General features: G+C 57.4%; 18 protein-coding genes. 7 read left to right on the plus strand and 11 right to left on the minus strand.

Annotated elements, in window-relative coordinates:
• Nucleotide 1: 1 nt before the first annotated feature.
• Nucleotides 2-625 (minus strand): LysE family translocator, encoded by a 624-nt coding sequence (locus ACR0AU_RS06115; RefSeq protein ID WP_170646731.1) that lies wholly within the window; start codon nucleotides 623-625, stop codon nucleotides 2-4.
• Nucleotides 625-1,194 carry a helix-turn-helix domain-containing protein gene (locus ACR0AU_RS06120; protein WP_170732514.1) on the minus strand — a complete coding sequence of 190 codons (570 nt, stop codon included), beginning with the start codon at nucleotides 1,192-1,194 and terminating at the stop codon, nucleotides 625-627. Before ACR0AU_RS06120 ends, ACR0AU_RS06115 begins: the two co-directional genes overlap by 1 nt.
• Before the next feature lie 117 nt (nucleotides 1,195-1,311).
• On the opposite strand from ACR0AU_RS06120, the gene ACR0AU_RS06125 reads away from it, so the two are divergent.
• Nucleotides 1,312-1,596: a DUF1294 domain-containing protein gene (locus ACR0AU_RS06125; protein ID WP_170406651.1), complete on the plus strand. Its 285-nt coding sequence runs from the start codon at nucleotides 1,312-1,314 to the stop codon at nucleotides 1,594-1,596.
• Nucleotides 1,597-1,607: 11 nt separating this feature from the next.
• Here ACR0AU_RS06125 and ACR0AU_RS06130 read toward each other — a convergent pair whose 3' ends face one another.
• Both ACR0AU_RS06130 and ACR0AU_RS06135 read right to left on the minus strand, forming a co-directional pair.
• On the minus strand, nucleotides 1,608-2,060 hold the full coding sequence (locus tag ACR0AU_RS06130; protein WP_170732515.1) for a GAF domain-containing protein: 453 nt from the start codon (nucleotides 2,058-2,060) through the stop codon (nucleotides 1,608-1,610).
• A gap of 74 nt (nucleotides 2,061-2,134) precedes the next feature.
• Complete coding sequence (locus ACR0AU_RS06135; RefSeq protein ID WP_480795421.1) at nucleotides 2,135-3,307, minus strand: thiolase family protein; 1,173 nt, start codon at nucleotides 3,305-3,307, stop codon at nucleotides 2,135-2,137.
• Between the two features lie 101 nt (nucleotides 3,308-3,408).
• Here ACR0AU_RS06135 and ACR0AU_RS06140 point away from each other — a divergent pair, with 101 nt between their 5' ends.
• The 3 genes from ACR0AU_RS06140 (at nucleotide 3,409) to ggt (ending at nucleotide 6,009) form a co-directional block, all read left to right on the plus strand.
• The gene (locus ACR0AU_RS06140) at nucleotides 3,409-3,747 is read left to right on the plus strand and encodes an STAS domain-containing protein (RefSeq protein WP_170398809.1); all 339 of its coding nucleotides are present in this window, start codon (nucleotides 3,409-3,411) and stop codon (nucleotides 3,745-3,747) included.
• Between the two features lie 55 nt (nucleotides 3,748-3,802).
• A complete protein-coding gene (locus tag ACR0AU_RS06145; RefSeq protein WP_480438887.1) occupies nucleotides 3,803-4,219 on the plus strand; it encodes an ATP-binding protein in 417 nt (138 codons plus the stop codon).
• Between the two features lie 212 nt (nucleotides 4,220-4,431).
• Nucleotides 4,432-6,009 carry a gamma-glutamyltransferase gene (gene ggt, locus ACR0AU_RS06150; protein WP_480795422.1) on the plus strand — a complete coding sequence of 526 codons (1,578 nt, stop codon included), beginning with the start codon at nucleotides 4,432-4,434 and terminating at the stop codon, nucleotides 6,007-6,009.
• A 24-nt stretch (nucleotides 6,010-6,033) separates the two neighbouring features.
• Here ggt and hspQ read toward each other — a convergent pair whose 3' ends face one another.
• Nucleotides 6,034-6,360 carry a heat shock protein HspQ gene (hspQ, locus tag ACR0AU_RS06155; RefSeq protein ID WP_170398818.1) on the minus strand — a complete coding sequence of 109 codons (327 nt, stop codon included), beginning with the start codon at nucleotides 6,358-6,360 and terminating at the stop codon, nucleotides 6,034-6,036.
• A gap of 80 nt (nucleotides 6,361-6,440) precedes the next feature.
• Between hspQ and ACR0AU_RS06160 the strand changes: the two genes are divergently transcribed.
• Together ACR0AU_RS06160 and ACR0AU_RS06165 are read left to right on the plus strand one after the other, a co-directional pair.
• Nucleotides 6,441-7,322, plus strand: coding sequence for an AEC family transporter (locus ACR0AU_RS06160; RefSeq protein WP_170732519.1), 882 nt, complete (start codon nucleotides 6,441-6,443; stop codon nucleotides 7,320-7,322).
• Nucleotides 7,323-7,382: 60 nt separating this feature from the next.
• Nucleotides 7,383-7,964 carry a transglycosylase SLT domain-containing protein gene (locus ACR0AU_RS06165; RefSeq protein WP_170425842.1) on the plus strand — a complete coding sequence of 194 codons (582 nt, stop codon included), beginning with the start codon at nucleotides 7,383-7,385 and terminating at the stop codon, nucleotides 7,962-7,964.
• A 16-nt stretch (nucleotides 7,965-7,980) separates the two neighbouring features.
• Here ACR0AU_RS06165 and ACR0AU_RS06170 read toward each other — a convergent pair whose 3' ends face one another.
• The 4 genes from ACR0AU_RS06170 to ACR0AU_RS06185 all read right to left on the minus strand — a co-directional run bounded on the left by ACR0AU_RS06170 (nucleotide 7,981) and on the right by ACR0AU_RS06185 (nucleotide 14,168).
• Nucleotides 7,981-8,577, minus strand: a complete 597-nt coding sequence (locus tag ACR0AU_RS06170) for an outer membrane lipoprotein carrier protein LolA (RefSeq protein WP_170508886.1) — start codon at nucleotides 8,575-8,577, stop codon at nucleotides 7,981-7,983.
• 39 nt (nucleotides 8,578-8,616) lie between these two features.
• Complete coding sequence (locus ACR0AU_RS06175; protein WP_170508888.1) at nucleotides 8,617-11,535, minus strand: DNA translocase FtsK; 2,919 nt, start codon at nucleotides 11,533-11,535, stop codon at nucleotides 8,617-8,619.
• 14 nt (nucleotides 11,536-11,549) lie between these two features.
• Nucleotides 11,550-12,731, minus strand: coding sequence for an aminotransferase class I/II-fold pyridoxal phosphate-dependent enzyme (locus tag ACR0AU_RS06180; protein ID WP_480795423.1), 1,182 nt, complete (start codon nucleotides 12,729-12,731; stop codon nucleotides 11,550-11,552).
• A gap of 108 nt (nucleotides 12,732-12,839) precedes the next feature.
• Nucleotides 12,840-14,168 (minus strand): amidase family protein, encoded by a 1,329-nt coding sequence (locus ACR0AU_RS06185; RefSeq protein WP_170732523.1) that lies wholly within the window; start codon nucleotides 14,166-14,168, stop codon nucleotides 12,840-12,842.
• A gap of 52 nt (nucleotides 14,169-14,220) precedes the next feature.
• Between ACR0AU_RS06185 and ACR0AU_RS06190 the strand changes: the two genes are divergently transcribed.
• Nucleotides 14,221-15,483 (plus strand): FAD-dependent monooxygenase, encoded by a 1,263-nt coding sequence (locus ACR0AU_RS06190; protein ID WP_480795424.1) that lies wholly within the window; start codon nucleotides 14,221-14,223, stop codon nucleotides 15,481-15,483.
• Here the strand turns inward: ACR0AU_RS06190 and ACR0AU_RS06195 are convergent.
• Both ACR0AU_RS06195 and ACR0AU_RS06200 read right to left on the minus strand, forming a co-directional pair.
• Nucleotides 15,480-15,665: a Trm112 family protein gene (locus ACR0AU_RS06195; protein WP_170398842.1), complete on the minus strand. Its 186-nt coding sequence runs from the start codon at nucleotides 15,663-15,665 to the stop codon at nucleotides 15,480-15,482. The two genes, ACR0AU_RS06190 and ACR0AU_RS06195, sit on opposite strands and share 4 nt — an antisense overlap.
• Nucleotides 15,662-16,303 carry an LON peptidase substrate-binding domain-containing protein gene (locus tag ACR0AU_RS06200; RefSeq protein ID WP_170398861.1) on the minus strand — a complete coding sequence of 214 codons (642 nt, stop codon included), beginning with the start codon at nucleotides 16,301-16,303 and terminating at the stop codon, nucleotides 15,662-15,664. The genes ACR0AU_RS06195 and ACR0AU_RS06200 overlap by 4 nt, the downstream gene beginning before the upstream one ends.
• Nucleotides 16,304-16,315: the final 12 nt, after the last annotated feature.

Consider the following 16,315-nt stretch of genomic DNA (forward strand, 5'->3'; position numbering starts at 1 on the left):
TTTATCCCCTCGCTGTCGGCGTCGAACTGGCACCCAGCAAAACGCCATAAATGATGAAACAGGTCGCCATCACGCGGCGTACCCAGATATTGAACACCGCCCCCAACGCAGCCTTGCCCATCAGCGCCCCCAGCGAGGTGAACCCGGTATAGCTGAGCGTCGTGATGACCAGTGCCGTCGGCATGATCACCGCCATCTGCTGCCAGATGGGTACATTCGGCTGCACAAATTGCGAAAACGCCGCAAGGTATCCGGCGACGCTTTTGGGGTTGATCGTGGCAACAGCCAACGCGTGAAAGTAAACATGCCGCGCCGGACGCTCTGACGCCGGAGCGGGTTTCGCTGCGTTCATCCAACCGCGAATGCCCATCCAGATCAGAAACCCGGCCCCGATCAGCTTGGCGACAAAGAAACCTGTTGGCGACGCGGCAATCAACGCAGTGATCCCCACTGCCGAGAGGATCAGGAACGCACTTGCCTGCGTTAGAATAGCCAGTACACCCAGCATAGCTTTTGGGAATGGCAGGCTCATCCCATTTGAGATGCAATTAACCGCATTCGGCCCCGGGGTGGTCACGAACACCACCCAGAACAAAGCGAATATGGTCCAGGCCTCGAAACTCATCAGTACACCGGCGGGGCGATAACCCAGATGGCCACAGCGGGCTCATCAAAGGGGTTGGACCAAGTGTAGGGCTCGTGCTTGATCCGGAAGCTATCGCCGGGGCCGACCTGAAAGCGGCGCGAGCCGATCGTCAGTTCCAGACGGCCTGAAACCATATAGCCGACTTCCTGCGTCGGCCGGTTTGCCGGGGTCTGCATCTGCGAATGCGGCTCAAAGGTCGAATGCACCATCTCGAAATCGTCGGTCAGGTCAGGCGAAAGCAGTTCTTCGATCAACCCTTCTTCGCCAGAGCCCATCGGGCGACGGGACCCTGCCCGCACAATATACCCTTGCTCATCCACCGGCGCAGCGGAATGGGCAAACAGCATCGACATCGGCACACCCAGACATTCGGCAATCTGGCGTAGATCCGAAATCGACGGCTCGGACATGTCACGCTCGACCTGGCTGAGCCAGCCAACGGACCGATCCAATCGGTTGGCGATCTCAGTCAGAGTCAGCCCGCGCGCCTTGCGCAGTGCGCGCAGATCGGCACCGAGGGATGCGCTATGAGGGGCTTGCGAATTCAAGTTGCGCTCCGAGTCTGCGTGAAATTTTCTGTTACTTTTTCACGGTGCCTCGAATCGGTGAAATTTCCAAGCATTTTTTCACTTGGGTCTGCAAATTTAGTTGGCTATGCACGGTCCATGTGGATTGCCGTAATCTATCTTTGGGCCATTAATGCCCTGACTTTGATGGCGTTTGGCTGGGATAAGCTGCGCGCGCGCCGTAGAAGGCGACGCATCCCCGAGCGGCGCTTGTTATGGTTGGCGGCACTAGGTGGCAGCTTGGCCGCGCTACTGGGTCGCTGGATCTTCGGGCACAAGACCCGCAAGCGCGGTTTCTCGGCTTGGCTATACACGATCACAGCGTTTCAGGCCGGGCTTTGCTATCTGATTATGTCCCGAGATCTTGGCGCATTTTTGCGATAGGTCGGAACCCTCTAACGCGCAAATACATCCGTTAGAATAGCACCAAGTGCGGTCGCATCATCTTTGGTAAACGCGTCGGGCTGGTCGCTGTCGATATCAAAGACAGCGATCACGTTACCATTCGCATCCCGCACCGGTAGAACCAACTCGGACCGAGTGGATGACGCACAAGCGATATGGCCGGGGAAAGCATCTACATCCGAAACCAATTGCACTTGCCCTGAACGGGCAGCCGCACCACACACACCGCGTTCAAAAGGGATTACTAGGCAGCCATGCCCCCCCTGATAAGGCCCGATCTTTAGCACTTCGGGCTCAGTTACGCGGTAAAATCCCGTCCAGTCGAATCGGTCGTCCGAGTGATGCACTTCGCATGCCACCGTAGCCATCAGTGCAACCTCGTCGGTTTCACTGTCGGTCAAGGCGGCTATGGTTTTGGAGAGTGTGTCGTAGTCGGCTTTCATGTTGGTAGACCTTGCATCCGGGGAACTGCGGGCGCTGCCGCCAATTCCCCGAGTATTTGCAAAAAGACAAAGCGTCAAACGCGTTCTATTGCGATGGCCGTCCCTTCTCCGCCGCCAATGCAGATTGCAGCGACACCGCGCTTGAGATTTCGCTTTTCCAGCGCATTGAGCAACGTGACCATAATCCGAGCCCCCGAGGCACCTATCGGGTGGCCAAGCGCACATGCGCCGCCATTCACATTCACGATCTCACGGGACAAGCCCATTTCGTGCATGAAGGCCATCGGTACCACGGCGAAGGCTTCGTTAACCTCCCACAAATCGACATCCTCTTTTTTCCAACCGATACGATCCAACAATTTCTGCGCTGCCGGAACCGGAGCAGTTGTGAACAGCCCCGGTGCCTGCGCGTGACTGGCGTGGCCAAGAATTCGTGCGCGCACGGTCAGGCCCTGCTGTTCTGCTGCCTTTGCCGAGGCAAGCACAAGGGCGGCTGCGCCATCCGAGATCGAAGAAGAATTGGCTGCCGTAACCGTTCCATCCTTGCGAAAGGCTGGTTTCAGTGTGGGTATCTTCTCGGGCCGCGCCGATTTGGGTTGCTCATCCGCGTCCAGCACAACCTCGCCTTTACGAGTCTGAATCTTGACCTGTGTAATTTCCTGGTCGAACGCATTATTTTCCTGCGCGGACAGCGCGTTCGAAAGCGATCGCAGGGCGTATTCGTCCTGCGCCTCGCGCGTGAACTGATAGGATTCGGCACAGTCCTCGGCAAACGTGCCCATAAGCCGACCTTTGTCATAGGCGTCTTCGAGCCCGTCAAGAAACATGTGATCAACCACTTGCCCATGTCCGATCCGGGCGCCACCGCGCATCTTGGGCAACAGATAGGGCGCGTTGGTCATGCTCTCCATCCCGCCAGCGATCATGGTCTGAGTATGGCCCAAAGCGATCTGATCAAACGCAATCATTGCTGCCTTCATGCCTGAACCACACATTTTGTTGAGCGTTGTGGCAGGTACATCTTCTCCCAGACCGGCGGCAAACCCAGCCTGACGCGCCGGGGCCTGTCCCTGGCCGGCAGGCAGGACGCAGCCCATCAGCACCTCATCCACGGTCCGAGCACCAGCACCCTCCAACGCTGCGCGGATAGCAGCACCGCCCAGATCAGCAGCGGCGACGCCGTCAAACATGCCCTGAAAGCCGCCCATTGGTGTACGCGCGGCACCTGCTATCACAACCTCGTTCATCCGAAATCTCCTTGAACTTTCCATCCTATGGATACCGAATGGTAAGAATTACCGTCTAGCGTATTTCTACCATCATTTTGCATTGCCAAAGGCGGACGAACATGGGGCTCAGCAGCGAGATCACCGGCGAGACACAGATAATATCCGTTCATTGTGATCGAATTGATGCCGCGATGGCAATTCAATTCAAGGAAGATATGCGCGCGGAAACCCAAACCCATGCCAAACGGGTGGTGTTGGATTTGTCTTCTGTCGAATTCATCGACTCCAGCGGTCTGGGCGCCATTGTCGCCTCGATGAAACAATTGGAAAAAGGGCGCAGATTGGATCTGGCCGGCTTGCGCCCGATCGTTGAAAAAGTGTTCCGCCTGACCCGCATGGACACCGTGTTCAGACTGTTCAAATCGCTGGATGAGGCGATCGGCGCTGGTGCAGACTGACGATCGGCAGAGGTGGAACAGCGTGTGCTCGAATTGCAAACAAAACTGCCTGGAGGTGAGCTTTCCCGCGACACAAGTGCAGGCCAGCGCAGGGATCGCGGCGTTAAGCGCACGGCTTGCGGCGCAGGGATTGCCGGAAAGCAAAGCAGATGACGTAAGAATCGCGCTGACGGAAGCGATCAACAACGTGGTCGAACATGCCTATGCCGGGGTGGCCGCCGCTGACGTTCAAATCGATTGCTCATTATGTGCAAAGAAGCTGGTGATTCAGATCACCGATACCGGCGACCCGATGCCTAAATTGCGGATACCGAGCGGCACTCCACCATCTGTCGACACTGCTTTGCAGGACCTGCCCGAGGGCGGCTTTGGCTGGCACCTGATTCATCAACTTGCCAGCGACATACAATATGAACGCAAAAGCGGCGGGAACCTGCTCTGCTTGCGGTTCGACTTTGACGAGATGTCCTAGCAGGCATCAAATGGCCACAATAAGGCCTAGATCGAACCATTGTCGCGCCGCAAACAAAGGTCATAAGTAAGGGGTAGCTCAGATAGCTTCCCTCGGCGCCTAGCGTCACAGCCCCCACCCAGTGAGCGGCGCCGAGGACCTCCTTCCTCTGATAGCATTGGACAATTCCCAGCTGCGGCTTAGTGTCTGCGTGTTTGCAGAAGGAAAGACCCATGCGCGATTTTCACAAGACAGGCCGTTCTGAAGTTTTGGCAACCGAAGGGATGTGCGCAACGTCCCATCCGTTGGCCGCCAAAATCGCGCTGGATATTCTGCAGCAGGGCGGCAATGCCATGGACGCAGCCATTGCAGGCGCAGTGCTTCTGGGAATTTGCGAGCCGCAAATGACCGGCTTGGGTGGAGATTGCTTTGTTCTGTACAATCGCGCAGGCGAGCAGACTGTTCGCGCGCTAAACGGTTCGGGTCGAGCCGCGGCAGCAGCGGATGCACAGGCATTGCGGGATCGCGGTTCAAATTCGGTTACCGAGACCAGCCCGGATGCCGTGACAATTCCCGGAGCGGTTGAGGCATTCTGCCGTCTAGCAAAAACCGAAGGTCGGCTGGGCCTGGAAGCAATCCTGCAACCCGCAATCCATTATGCCGAGTCAGGTGTTCCGGTGGCTCCACGCGTTGCCTTTGATTGGAAGAACAGCGCATCCACCCTGCAAGGCGCGGCCCGTGATCATTATCTGATTGACGGCAAACCCCTGCAAACCGGGCAGGTTTTTCGCGCACCCGGTCAGGCAGAAGTTCTTCGGCGCGTGGCACAACACGGTCAAAAGGCATTTTACTCTGGTGAGATTGCCGATGACATGCTTGCGGCCCTGTCCGATCTGGGTGGAGTACAGACTGCGCAGGATTTCGCGGCCGTGCAAAGCGATGAAACTGTGCCCGTCAGCGGAGATTATGGCGGTGTCGAACTGGTCGAGCACCCACCGAATGGTCAGGGCGCGACGGCAATCCTGTTGCTGAATATCTTGAAGCACTTCGATCTGGCCGCAATGGACCCTTGGGGGGCTGAACGCGTACATATCGAAGCCGAGGCCAGCAAACTGGCCTACGACGCACGCAATCGTTTCATCGCCGATCCCGACCACAGCACGCGTATGGCTCATTTTCTTGCACCTGAGACAGCCGCCCAACTTGCCGCGCTGATCAATCCGAAACGCGCCATGGCTGCCGCCGCTCCCTTGACCGAGTCTGTTCACAAAGACACCGTCTATATCACCGTGGTTGACCGGGATCGCATGGCCGTTTCACTTATTTATTCGATCTACCACGGGTTCGGGTCGGGCATCGCTTCGGAAAAGTTCGGCATTTTGCTGCAGAATCGGGGTGCTGGTTTCAACCTCGAACCCGGTCATCCAAATGAGCTTGCCGGTGGAAAGCGACCAATGCACACAATCATACCGGGAATGTTGCGCGCCCAAGGCCGCATCGCGATGCCCTTTGGTGTCATGGGAGGTGCCTATCAACCAACCGGACACGCTCGGCTAGTGTCAAATCTCACGGATTTCGACATAGAGCTGCAGGAAGCCATCGATGCGCCTCGGGCATTTGCAGATGGGGGTGTTCTGAAAATCGAGCGAGGCTATTCCGATGCCGTTCTGCAACAATTATCCGATATGGGGCACACTGTCCAAATACCGGAAACATCTCTGGGTGGTGCGCAAGCCATTCGAATCTGTTCAAACGGAGTTCTGGAAGGTGCTAGCGATCCCCGTAAAGACGGTTGCGCATTAGGCTACTGACACACGCCATTATGACGGACATATTCAGTTCAACTGAAAGTGCAGCGGATAAGATCCATCCTGAAACGGGCCGAACATGTTGGGGATATCGGGATGGTCTACCGGCTCACCCGATTGGTCCTCAACCAGATTTTGTTCTGAAACATAAGCGACATAGAAGGATTGATCATTCTCAGCCAGCAAATGATAGAACGGCTGATCCTTCAGCGGGCGACTGTCTTCAGGAATGGCCTGATACCATTCCTCCGAGTTCGAGAATTCCGGATCGACATCAAAAATAACCCCTCGAAAAGGGTGTCTACGGTGTCGAACCACCTGTCCCAGGCGGTACTTGGCTTGTGTCTTTAGCATTGTTTCGGCCCCCAAAGCATTTAGTACATCTTTTCGGGCAGAAAAGCCAACCAATGAGCTGAAATTCGGGGAAACAGTCTGTGAACCTACTCCTAACAGTGTTCGAAATCGTTGCCCCGGTGTTCCTTCTGGCCGGGATCGGGTTTGCGTGGGTCAAGCTCGGGTTCGAGTATCGGCTGCAATTTGTCACGCGGTTTGCGGTGACGCTTGCGGTGCCCAGCCTGATCTTCGTAGCTTTGATGCAAACCGACATTCCTGGCGGTGAATTGACCGTTTTCACGCTCGCTGCGATTGCATCACATGTTGCTTTGGCGGTGGTTTTCTGGGTCTTTGTACGTGCCTCAGGGCTTGAGCAGCGGACCTATCTGTCACCTCTTATCTTCGGTAACACTGGGAATCTGGGCCTGCCTTTGTGCATCTTTGCCTTTGGGCAGGCTGGATTGGGTTTCGCGGTGATCTTTTTGGCCGTAACCGCTCTGTTTTCTTTTACCTACGGTATCTATCTGGTCGCGGGGCGCGGCGCCTTTGGCAAGGTTCTGCGCGAGCCGATGGTCTGGGCCACGCTGCTGGGGGCATTGTTTCTGTGGCGTGGATGGCAGACGCCACTGTTTCTAACCAACACGCTGGAACTGTTGGGCCAGATGGCGGTGCCTATGATGCTGATCACCCTTGGGGTCGCGATTGCACGCCTGACAACACAGAAGCTGCAACAGGCTATATGGTTGTCCTTGCTGAAACTCGCGGTGTGCTTCGGGTTGGGCTGGGTTCTTGCCATCAGTTTTGAACTGGGCCCTGTGGCTTTCGGAGTTTTAGTTTTGCAGATGTGTACCCCAGTCGCTGTCACCTCATACCTGCTGGCAGAGCGGTTTGAGGCGGATTCAGATGCGGTTGCGGGCATGGTCATGGTCTCGACCGTGCTATCGGTTCCCGCACTGCCTATAATTCTCGCTATTATTCTGTAACGATTGTGATTTCCTCAGAGCTCAATCTGCGCTAGAATAAAGAAAAAAGGCACGAGGCACATGAGCAGAATTCTTTTCGTACTCTTCGGGGTGCTGCTTTTGGCATCCTGTGGTGGCGGGTCCAAACAGCCACCGAGCAGACTGAATGACGCGTGCAGCATTGCGCGCGAAAAACCCGATTATATCAAGGCTTTCAAAAGCACCGAGCGCAAATGGGGTGTCCCGGTTCACGTTCAGATGGCCACGATTTACCAAGAAAGCCGTTATCGCGCAGATGCGCGCACACCGCACAAATACGTGCTGGGCGTCATCCCGATGGGTCGCCAAAGCAGTGCTTACGGCTATGGTCAGGCACTTGATGGCACGTGGGAGCAGTATCAACGCGAAACCGGCAAACGCCGCGCCAAGCGGGATCGCATCCGTGATGCGTCGGATTTCATTGGCTGGTACATGAACAAAAGCTATGAGCGGAACGGGATTCATCCCACCGACGCGCGTAACCAATACCTGGCCTATCACGAAGGGCAAACCGGCTACGCGCGCGGCAGCTACAACAGCAAATCTTGGCTGTTGAACGTTGCGAATGATGTAGACGCCCGAGCGCAACTGTATCAGGCGCAGCTGGCGAACTGCCGTTACTAAACAAACCCGTATCAGGTCAGCGATCGTCTGACCTGATACGGGTTTTGCTTGAAAACACGCTGGAATCGAGATTTCCGCCTTCAGTCAACGGCCCCAGCAGTACGGTCGTTTGACTTCCAGCGTTATCGTGGATCACCCATTTGCGCAGCTCGACCGGATTGGATGTGAACATTAACTCGATCCGCCCGCTTTCCGGATTCTTGGGGTCCTGAGCCGTCACAACCGTAGCGGTACCGTCAAAATCGTGCCCAACAACCATATTGGCTTGCCCCAGATTGACATTCCGCGCCAACACCAGTGACAGCGGTGTGCGTTTCAGCGGGTACTGTTCGGGCGGCTGATTGGATTTCGGGTCAAAGATCTGCACCGTCCCCGACCGCGCCAAAACTACCGCACTGTTGGGCGGATCATATTCGAACCGCATTTTTCCGGGCCGCTCGAGCCACAGCTTACCGGTGCTAAGCGATCCGTCATCATTCACCTGCGTGAATGTGGTCTGAACCGTCTTCATCTGGTTCAGGTAGTTAGAGATTTGCGACAGTGGCAGCTTTTCAGCCGCCCACGCGGCGGGCGCAGCCAGTGTCATAGCAAGGGCAAAAGCAATCTGTTTCATAGGACCCAGATAGGCGTTCTGCCCTTGTTATTAAATATCTTACTGCTCGGGGACGAGGATTTCGCGTTTTCCAACGTGATTTGCCCCGGAAACAACGCCTTCGTCCTCCATCTGCTCAACAAGCCGCGCAGCTTTGTTGTAGCCAATGGCAAGTTTTCGCTGAATGTAGGACGTCGAGCATTTGCGATCTTTGATCACAATCGCCACTGCCTGGTCGTAAAGGGCGTCTTCTCCGTTCGTGTTGCCACCCGTGTTCAGGCCCAGAACAGCGTCGATATTGTCAGCCTTTTCCTCAGCCGGGCCATCGACCACGCCGCTCATGTAGGCCGGCGGACCGAACTGTTTCAGGTGGTTGACGATTTCTTCAACCTCTTCATCCGAGACAAACGGACCGTGACAGCGGGTGATCTTCGCCCCGCCCGCCATATACAGCATGTCGCCCTGCCCAAGCAGTTGCTCGGCACCCATCTCGCCCAGGATCGTGCGGCTGTCGACTTTCGAGGTCACTTGGAACGAAATCCGCGTTGGGAAGTTCGCCTTGATCGTCCCGGTGATCACGTCAACAGAAGGGCGCTGAGTGGCCATGATCAGGTGAATGCCCGAAGCCCGCGCCATCTGCGCCAGACGTTGAATGCAGGCCTCGATCTCCTTGCCCGCGACCATCATCAGGTCGGCCATCTCGTCGACGATCACAACGATATAAGGCATTGCTTCGGGCGCGAATTCTTCGGTCTCGAACATTGGCTCGCCGGTTTCATCGTCAAAGCCGGTCTGGACCGTGCGGCTGAACATCTCGCCCTTGGACAGCGCATCCTTCACGCGGCCATTGTAGCCCGCGATATTGCGCACGCCCATTTTGGACATTTTGCGATAGCGATCCTCCATCTCGCCCACGACCCATTTCAGGGCCACAACCGCCTTTTTCGGGTCGGTCACAACGGGCGAGAGCAGGTGCGGGATACCGTCATAGACCGACAGTTCCAGCATCTTGGGGTCGATCATGATCAGGCGGCACTCATCCGGCGTTAGCTTATAAAGCAGCGACAGGATCATCGTATTGATTGCCACCGACTTACCGGAACCGGTCGTACCTGCGATCAATAGGTGAGGCATTTTTGCCAAGTTCGCCACCACGGACTCACCGCCGATATCCTTGCCCAACGCCAAGGGCAGCGCATGGTTACCATCGCCGAAATCGCGACTGGCGAGGATTTCGCGCAGCACCACCATCTCACGGTTTTCATTGGGCAGTTCAATGCCAATAACCGAGCGCCCCGGTAGAGTTGAAACCCGCGCGGACAAAGCCGACATTGAGCGCGCGATATCGTCGGCCAAACCGATCACACGGCTGGCTTTTAAACCCGGTGCAGGCTCCAGTTCGTACATGGTCACAACCGGACCGGGGCGGACGCTGACGATCTCACCCTTGACGCCGTAGTCATCCAGCACGTTTTCCAGCATCCGCGCATTTTCCTCGAGCGCCTCATCGCTTAGGTGATGGCGTTGGATGCTTGCAGGGTTGGACAGAAGGCCCAGCGGTGGCAGTTCGAAATCGGAATGCCGTTCCTCGAAAGAAAGTGTCGGCTGTGCTTCGGCTTGCGCCCTGCGCGAAGGCGGAGGAGTGCGTCGGACCGGTTGAGCTACTACAGGTTTACGCGGCTCAGCAACGGGAATCTTGACAGCTTGTCGCGGTTGGAGCGCGGGTTCGGAGGCATCATCAAACACGGCCTCATCATCATAGTCCGGTTCGGAAACATAGTCCTGCTGCATCCAATTATCAGCCTCGGAGTCAGCCGCCAGCGTCTCAACATCAGATCCTGCTGTCAGCGGTGGTTCGGGTGGCAAACCTGCAGAGGTCATCGGGGGTTCGGGCGGCAACTCGTCTGCCGCGCCAGAGTTCAAAATCAACGGGTCCGGTCCCCTGCCCCGCCCTTTGGTCAATGGCAAGTTGGGATCGGGTTCGGGCGTTAGCACACCAGCGGCCACTTTACGATTGCGCACAGCGGCGGAAATCTTGGACCGGATGCGATCCTCACCCGGCATGTCGTAATACCCTTCGACCGCAACGTTTTCGACCAACTCAGGCTCGGGCATTGGGTCAGGACGACGGATCAGGGAAGGCATCCGAGCCAGAAGGCCTGTCTTGGCGACAGGTTCCTGCGCTTCAATCTCAGGGTCTTCAAAGACCGGATCAGCGTAGGCCAGGTCGTCGTCAAAATCCGCCTGAACCGGAACTGCACGTTCGGCCTTGCGCTCGGCCCATTGGGCCTTCCGGTCCCGTGCTGCCCGCGCTGTCGCCGATGCCCCGCGTCCCAGCGCGTTCATCAACAGATCATAGGCCATGACCAGTCCCAACAGAAACGCCCGGAAGCCATTGCGAACGTCCGCTTTGCCGAAACCCAACACAAATACACCCAGAGCCAGCATACCGACCGCCATCGCCAGCGACATCAGCTTGACCAGGAAATGCGATGAGATCGGCAACAACGTCAAAATCGCGCCCATCACTGTATCGCCGAATAGACCGCCCAAGCCATAGCTGTGCGTCGCCCGCCATTCGGCACCCGGTACCAGAGTCGCTGCATAGACAGCCAGAACGGCGATCCAGATCGGCGCAAAAATCAGGCGGGCAATGGCACGGTCTTCACCTAAATGACCTGCAAATCGAACGCCCCAAGTGATCAGCACCAAGGCGACACCCAAGCTGCCCCAACCCACGATCATAAATAACGGCGCGGCAATCGAGGCCCCAATGCGCCCCATCCAGTTTTGCACGGGCGCATCGGTCGAAACCATCCAGTTTGGATCATCGGGCGTATAGGACCAGATCATCGCTGCAGCGGCCAACCCCAACAGGATCAAAGCGATCCCGATCAGTTCTTTGCTACGCCGTTCAATGGCGGCTTGCGTGTTGCTGTCCAGCAGCGGGTCACGGTTTCGCGCGTTATATGATGCCATTTTGCCCTCGTACCTCACGAATAGATGCAGTCGCGGAGTGTAATCAGCCCGCGCTTCATCTCTGTTTTTGGGGCCACCATCGCGACCCGGATAAATTGCTCGCCCGGGTTTTGCCCCGGATCACCTTGAGAAAGATATGCACCCGGCAGAACCCGTACGCCGGTTTCCTGCCAAAGCTTCAATGCGGTTTCTTCGCCGTTTTCGACGGGTAGCCACAGGAAGAACCCGGCCTGGGGCGGCATGTAGCCCTGTACGCCTGCGAAAACCTCATCCGCGACGGCGTATTTCTCCTGATACAGCGCGCGGTTTTCCTGCACATGCGCTTCATCCGCCCAAACCTTGGCGGCGGCGGCCTGCAGCGGGGCGGGCAAAGGGGCACCCGCATAGCTGCGCAACAGTTTGACACGGCTGATTGTTTCAGGTCCACCTGCGATCAGCCCCGACCGCAGCCCGGCCAAGTTCGACCGCTTGGACAGAGAGTTGAACAGCGTGACACGTTCGGGGTCAGCACCCAGTTCCTGCGCAACGGTCAGCGCGCCAACCGGCGCGGCGTCGCGGTAGATTTCGGAATAGCATTCATCGGCAAAGATGCGGAAATCGTACTTTTCAGCCAATTGAATCAGCTCAACCCAGTAATCGCGCGAGGCGACCGCCCCCTGAGGGTTCGCGGGCGAGCAGATATAGGCTACAGAAGTACGGTTCAGAACCTCTTCGGGCAGGCCTGCATAGTCTGGCAAATGGCCAGTGGCAGCGGTTGCCGGCACGAAATATGGCTGCGCACCGACCGAAATCGAGGCAACCATGTAGACCTGATAGAAGGGGTTCGGGCACAGAATGATCGGTTGCTGCCCATTTTTCTGCTCAGGGCAGAGCGCCATTGCAGCGTTATAAAGACCCTCGCGCGTACCGTTCAGTGCCATCACATTGGCATCTGCATCCACCGACACACCATAGCGGCGGTTGATCCAACCCGTGATCGCTGCGCGCAATTCAGGTGAGCCTTCGTTCGGGGGATAGCCCTGAAACCCGGCGGCGTTTTCCATGATCACGTCGGTCACCCAAGATGGGAAATCATGCTTGGGCTCGCCAATGGTCATGTGAACGACTTCACCACCCGGCTGATGATGATCCAACAGGGCGCGTAGACGCGGAAACGCGTATTCCGGTAGGTTCGAAAACCGCTCGGGGAAATTCATGATACTGCCTCAATTTCGGGGTCATTTTGCGCCCCGTTTTATGGCAGATTACAGATCGATCCGGGCTTCGTCCAGACAAAGAGGTGCCGAATCAGGGGATTGTGGCATTCAGGTCAAAGCGCTTTCGGCTGCTGAGCCGAGCCGTAACAAGGCCTCTTCCGACCCCGGATAGCCCAACATCATCAGCCCGCAACCGGGTGTTCCCGTGGGCAAAGTCAGTGCCGCAAGCCCCATCAGATTGCCGATCCGGGTGTTGCGGAGAGCCAAGAGATTTTCGGTAACATAGTAGTCATGATCATTCATCAACCGGTCGAGATTGGGCGGTAGGATCGGGGCCGTCGGCGCAAGCACGGCGTCAAAGCCCGCAGTGGCCGCATCCCAAGCCTGTCGACAAGCGGTTAGTTTCGACCAAGCAGCCACGTAATCGGGGCCGGAATAGGCCTTGCCCATTCGGAACCGTTCAAGGATTTCGGGATACATCGCCTCGGGGTTCGCTTCGATCACATCACGCCACAAGCCGTAGGCTTCGGTTGTATAAAGCACGCCCGACAGGCTCATCGCTTCGTTCAGCTCAGGCACGTCAAGCGGAACGATCTCGGCCCCGGCCTCTTTCAGGCGCGCCAGCGCATCATCATAGGCGTTGGCTGGAGCTTCGCGCAGATCGTCCTTGGCGACGTTCTGTAAATCAGCAAAGCGGCGACCGATCAATGACGCCCCGCGCAGATCAGCCGGGGCGGTGCCCTCAAGCGCGGCAAGCATATGTGCGGCGTCCTCAACTGATCGCGCCAGCGGCCCAACGGTATCGAATTTCAGACACAGCGGCACGACGCCCTCAAGGCTAACGCGCCCCGCCGTGGTTTTCAGCCCCACCAGATCGTTCCAGGCCGAGGGAATCCGCACCGATCCACCCGTGTCCGAGCCAACGCCGCCTGCAGCAAGCCCCCAAGCCACCGAAGCTCCTGCACCTGAAGATGAGCCGCCCGGCACTGCGTCTTCGTCATTCACGCATGGAGGCGTAGCCGTCACAGGGTTTAGACCCAAACCCGAGAACGCCAATTCGCTCATATGCGTTTTACCCAGACAGACCGTACCCATCGCGGTCGCGTTCCGCACCACCTGCGCATCGGATTCGGGCACGCGGCCTTCCAACAGGGCCGAACCGGCCTCGGTCCCTACGCCTGCCGTGTCAAACAGGTCTTTCCAGCTGATCGGGACGCCATCCAACAAAGACCGACGCAGGCCAAGCTTTGCCCGCTCTTGCGCCGCAAGGGCCTCGGCGCGGGCGCGATCGTGGGTCACCCGGGCATAGATCCGATCGCGATGTGGATGGGCGTCAATCGCGCTCAGATAAGTTTCTGTCAGTTCAACCGGATCGATCTGCCCCATTCCGATACCACGGCCCAAATCACATGCCGTCATGGTCAGCCAGTCTTGCATCCGGTCCCCTCCCGAGTAATTCCGTGATCGGACGGTAGCGACAGGACCGCACATGGACAATCCCGAAAGGGCGCGCATATTGCAGCACATGGAACACAGATCCGATATCCTGATCGTTGGTGGTGGCCTGAACGGCCCTGCCCTTGCGCTGGCGCTGGCGCAGACCGGGCATTCAGTCACGGTTGTTGACGCTCTGGCAGAGAAAGTGCGCAAGAATGCGGCCTTCGACGGGCGCGCCTATGCGCTTGCATTGGCGTCGCAACGTCTGCTCGACGCGATAGGCGTTTGGGAAAAGGTGGAAGAGCACGCCCAGCCGATGCTGGAGATCAAGGTAACGGATGGCCATGCCGGTGCCGGACCTTCCCCATTCTTCGTGCATTTTGATCATGCCGAGATCGAAGAAGGCCCGATGGGCTATATGGTTGAAGATCGCCACCTGCGGCGGGCTTTTCTGGAGGCCATGACCGAACAAGACGGGGTTACCGAAATCAGCGGAAAAACGGTCGTGTCTCAGGACATCTCGGCAAACGGGGCAACGCTGACGCTGGATGACGGGTCCACCTTGTCCGGCAGCCTTCTGGTGGGTTGCGATGGCCGCCGCAGCGGGACCGCTATGCGCGCCGGAATCAAGCGAACCGGCTGGGACTATGGCCAGACCGCTCTGGTCTGCGCCATTGAACACGAGCTACCGCATCACGGTATCGCCCATCAGTTCTTCATGCCCCCCGGCCCGTTGGCGATTCTGCCGCTGACCGGGAACCGCAGTTCCATCGTCTGGAGCGAACGCACTGAGACGTCCGCGCAGATCAATGCGCTGCCCGAGGCAGTTTACCTACAAGTTCTGCGCCCGCGCTTTGGCGATTTCCTGGGGGATATCCGCCTGCAGGGTGACCGGTTCACATACCCGTTGAACCTGACCATCGCCAATTCCTTCATCTCGGACCGGTTGGCTTTGGTCGGAGACGCCGCCCATGGCATGCACCCCATCGCCGGGCAAGGCCTGAACGCGGGTCTGCGTGATGTCGGTGCATTGGCCGAGGTTCTGACCCTTGCGGGACGACGTGGCGAGGATATCGGATCAACGCTTGTGCTGGAGCGCTATCAAGAGTGGCGCCGGTTCGACACAGCCTCGCTTGCGATGGCGACTGATGTGTTCAACAAGCTGTTTTCGAACGATAATCCCCTGCTCCGCATAGGTCGGGATATTGGAATGGGTATCGTCGGATCGCTGCCCGGGCTGCGCCGAGGTTTCGTGCGCGAGGCTGCAGGTCTGACCGGAGATCTGCCGAAACTGCTGCAGGGACACCCGATCTAGTCCAGCTCTCGGGCCTCATCCACTAGCATCACTGGAATACCGTTGCGGATTGGAAAGGCCAGAGCGGCGGCTTTTGACACCAGCTCTTGCCGTTCGGCATCATAGTGCAGCGTCGTGTGGGTCTGCGGACAAATCAACGCCTCAAGCATATGGCGGTCAAAGGCGTGTTCGGTATCGCTCATTGCAGTTTTTCCTCATTCGATCCGCCGCGCATGGCGAATTCAATCAATGTCACCAAGGTCTCGCGCCGGGTGCGTAAGCAAGGGGCCTCAAGCAAAGCCTGCTTTTCCTCGGGGTCAAATTCCAGCATCATGGACAAGGAATTGACCAAAAGCTCATCATCGGCATCTTTCATTGTGTCCCAATCGGTGGACAACTGACGGGACGAAAAAAATCGTTCCAACAGCCGCAGGAACCTGTTCCGATCAAAACCGTCATCTACCTCGGCCTTGCCCAGATCACGGTCAAACCCGTCCCAAGACACCGAAACCCGGCGATACGGGGTGAAACTGTCCAACTCTGATTTGACCCTGAACCGCGAGATTCCCGTCAGCGTAATCAGATACCTGCCATCTTCGGTCTCGGAAAACTGGGTGACCCGTCCAGCGCAGCCGATCTGGTGCAGCTTGGTTTCGTCGCCCTGACAGGTATTCGGTTGCACCATCCCGATCAGGCGTTCTTGCGTTTTCAGCGCGTCGTCCAGCATCTGCAGGTAGCGCGGCTCAAAAATATGCAGCGGCAGGCGAGACCGTGGCAGCAGCAGCGCTCCGGGCAAAGGGAAAACGGATACCGTTTCCGGCAAATCGGCAGGATGCATCATGTACCCGAGTTT

Source organism: Ruegeria sp. CG1 (assembly GCF_056537265.1).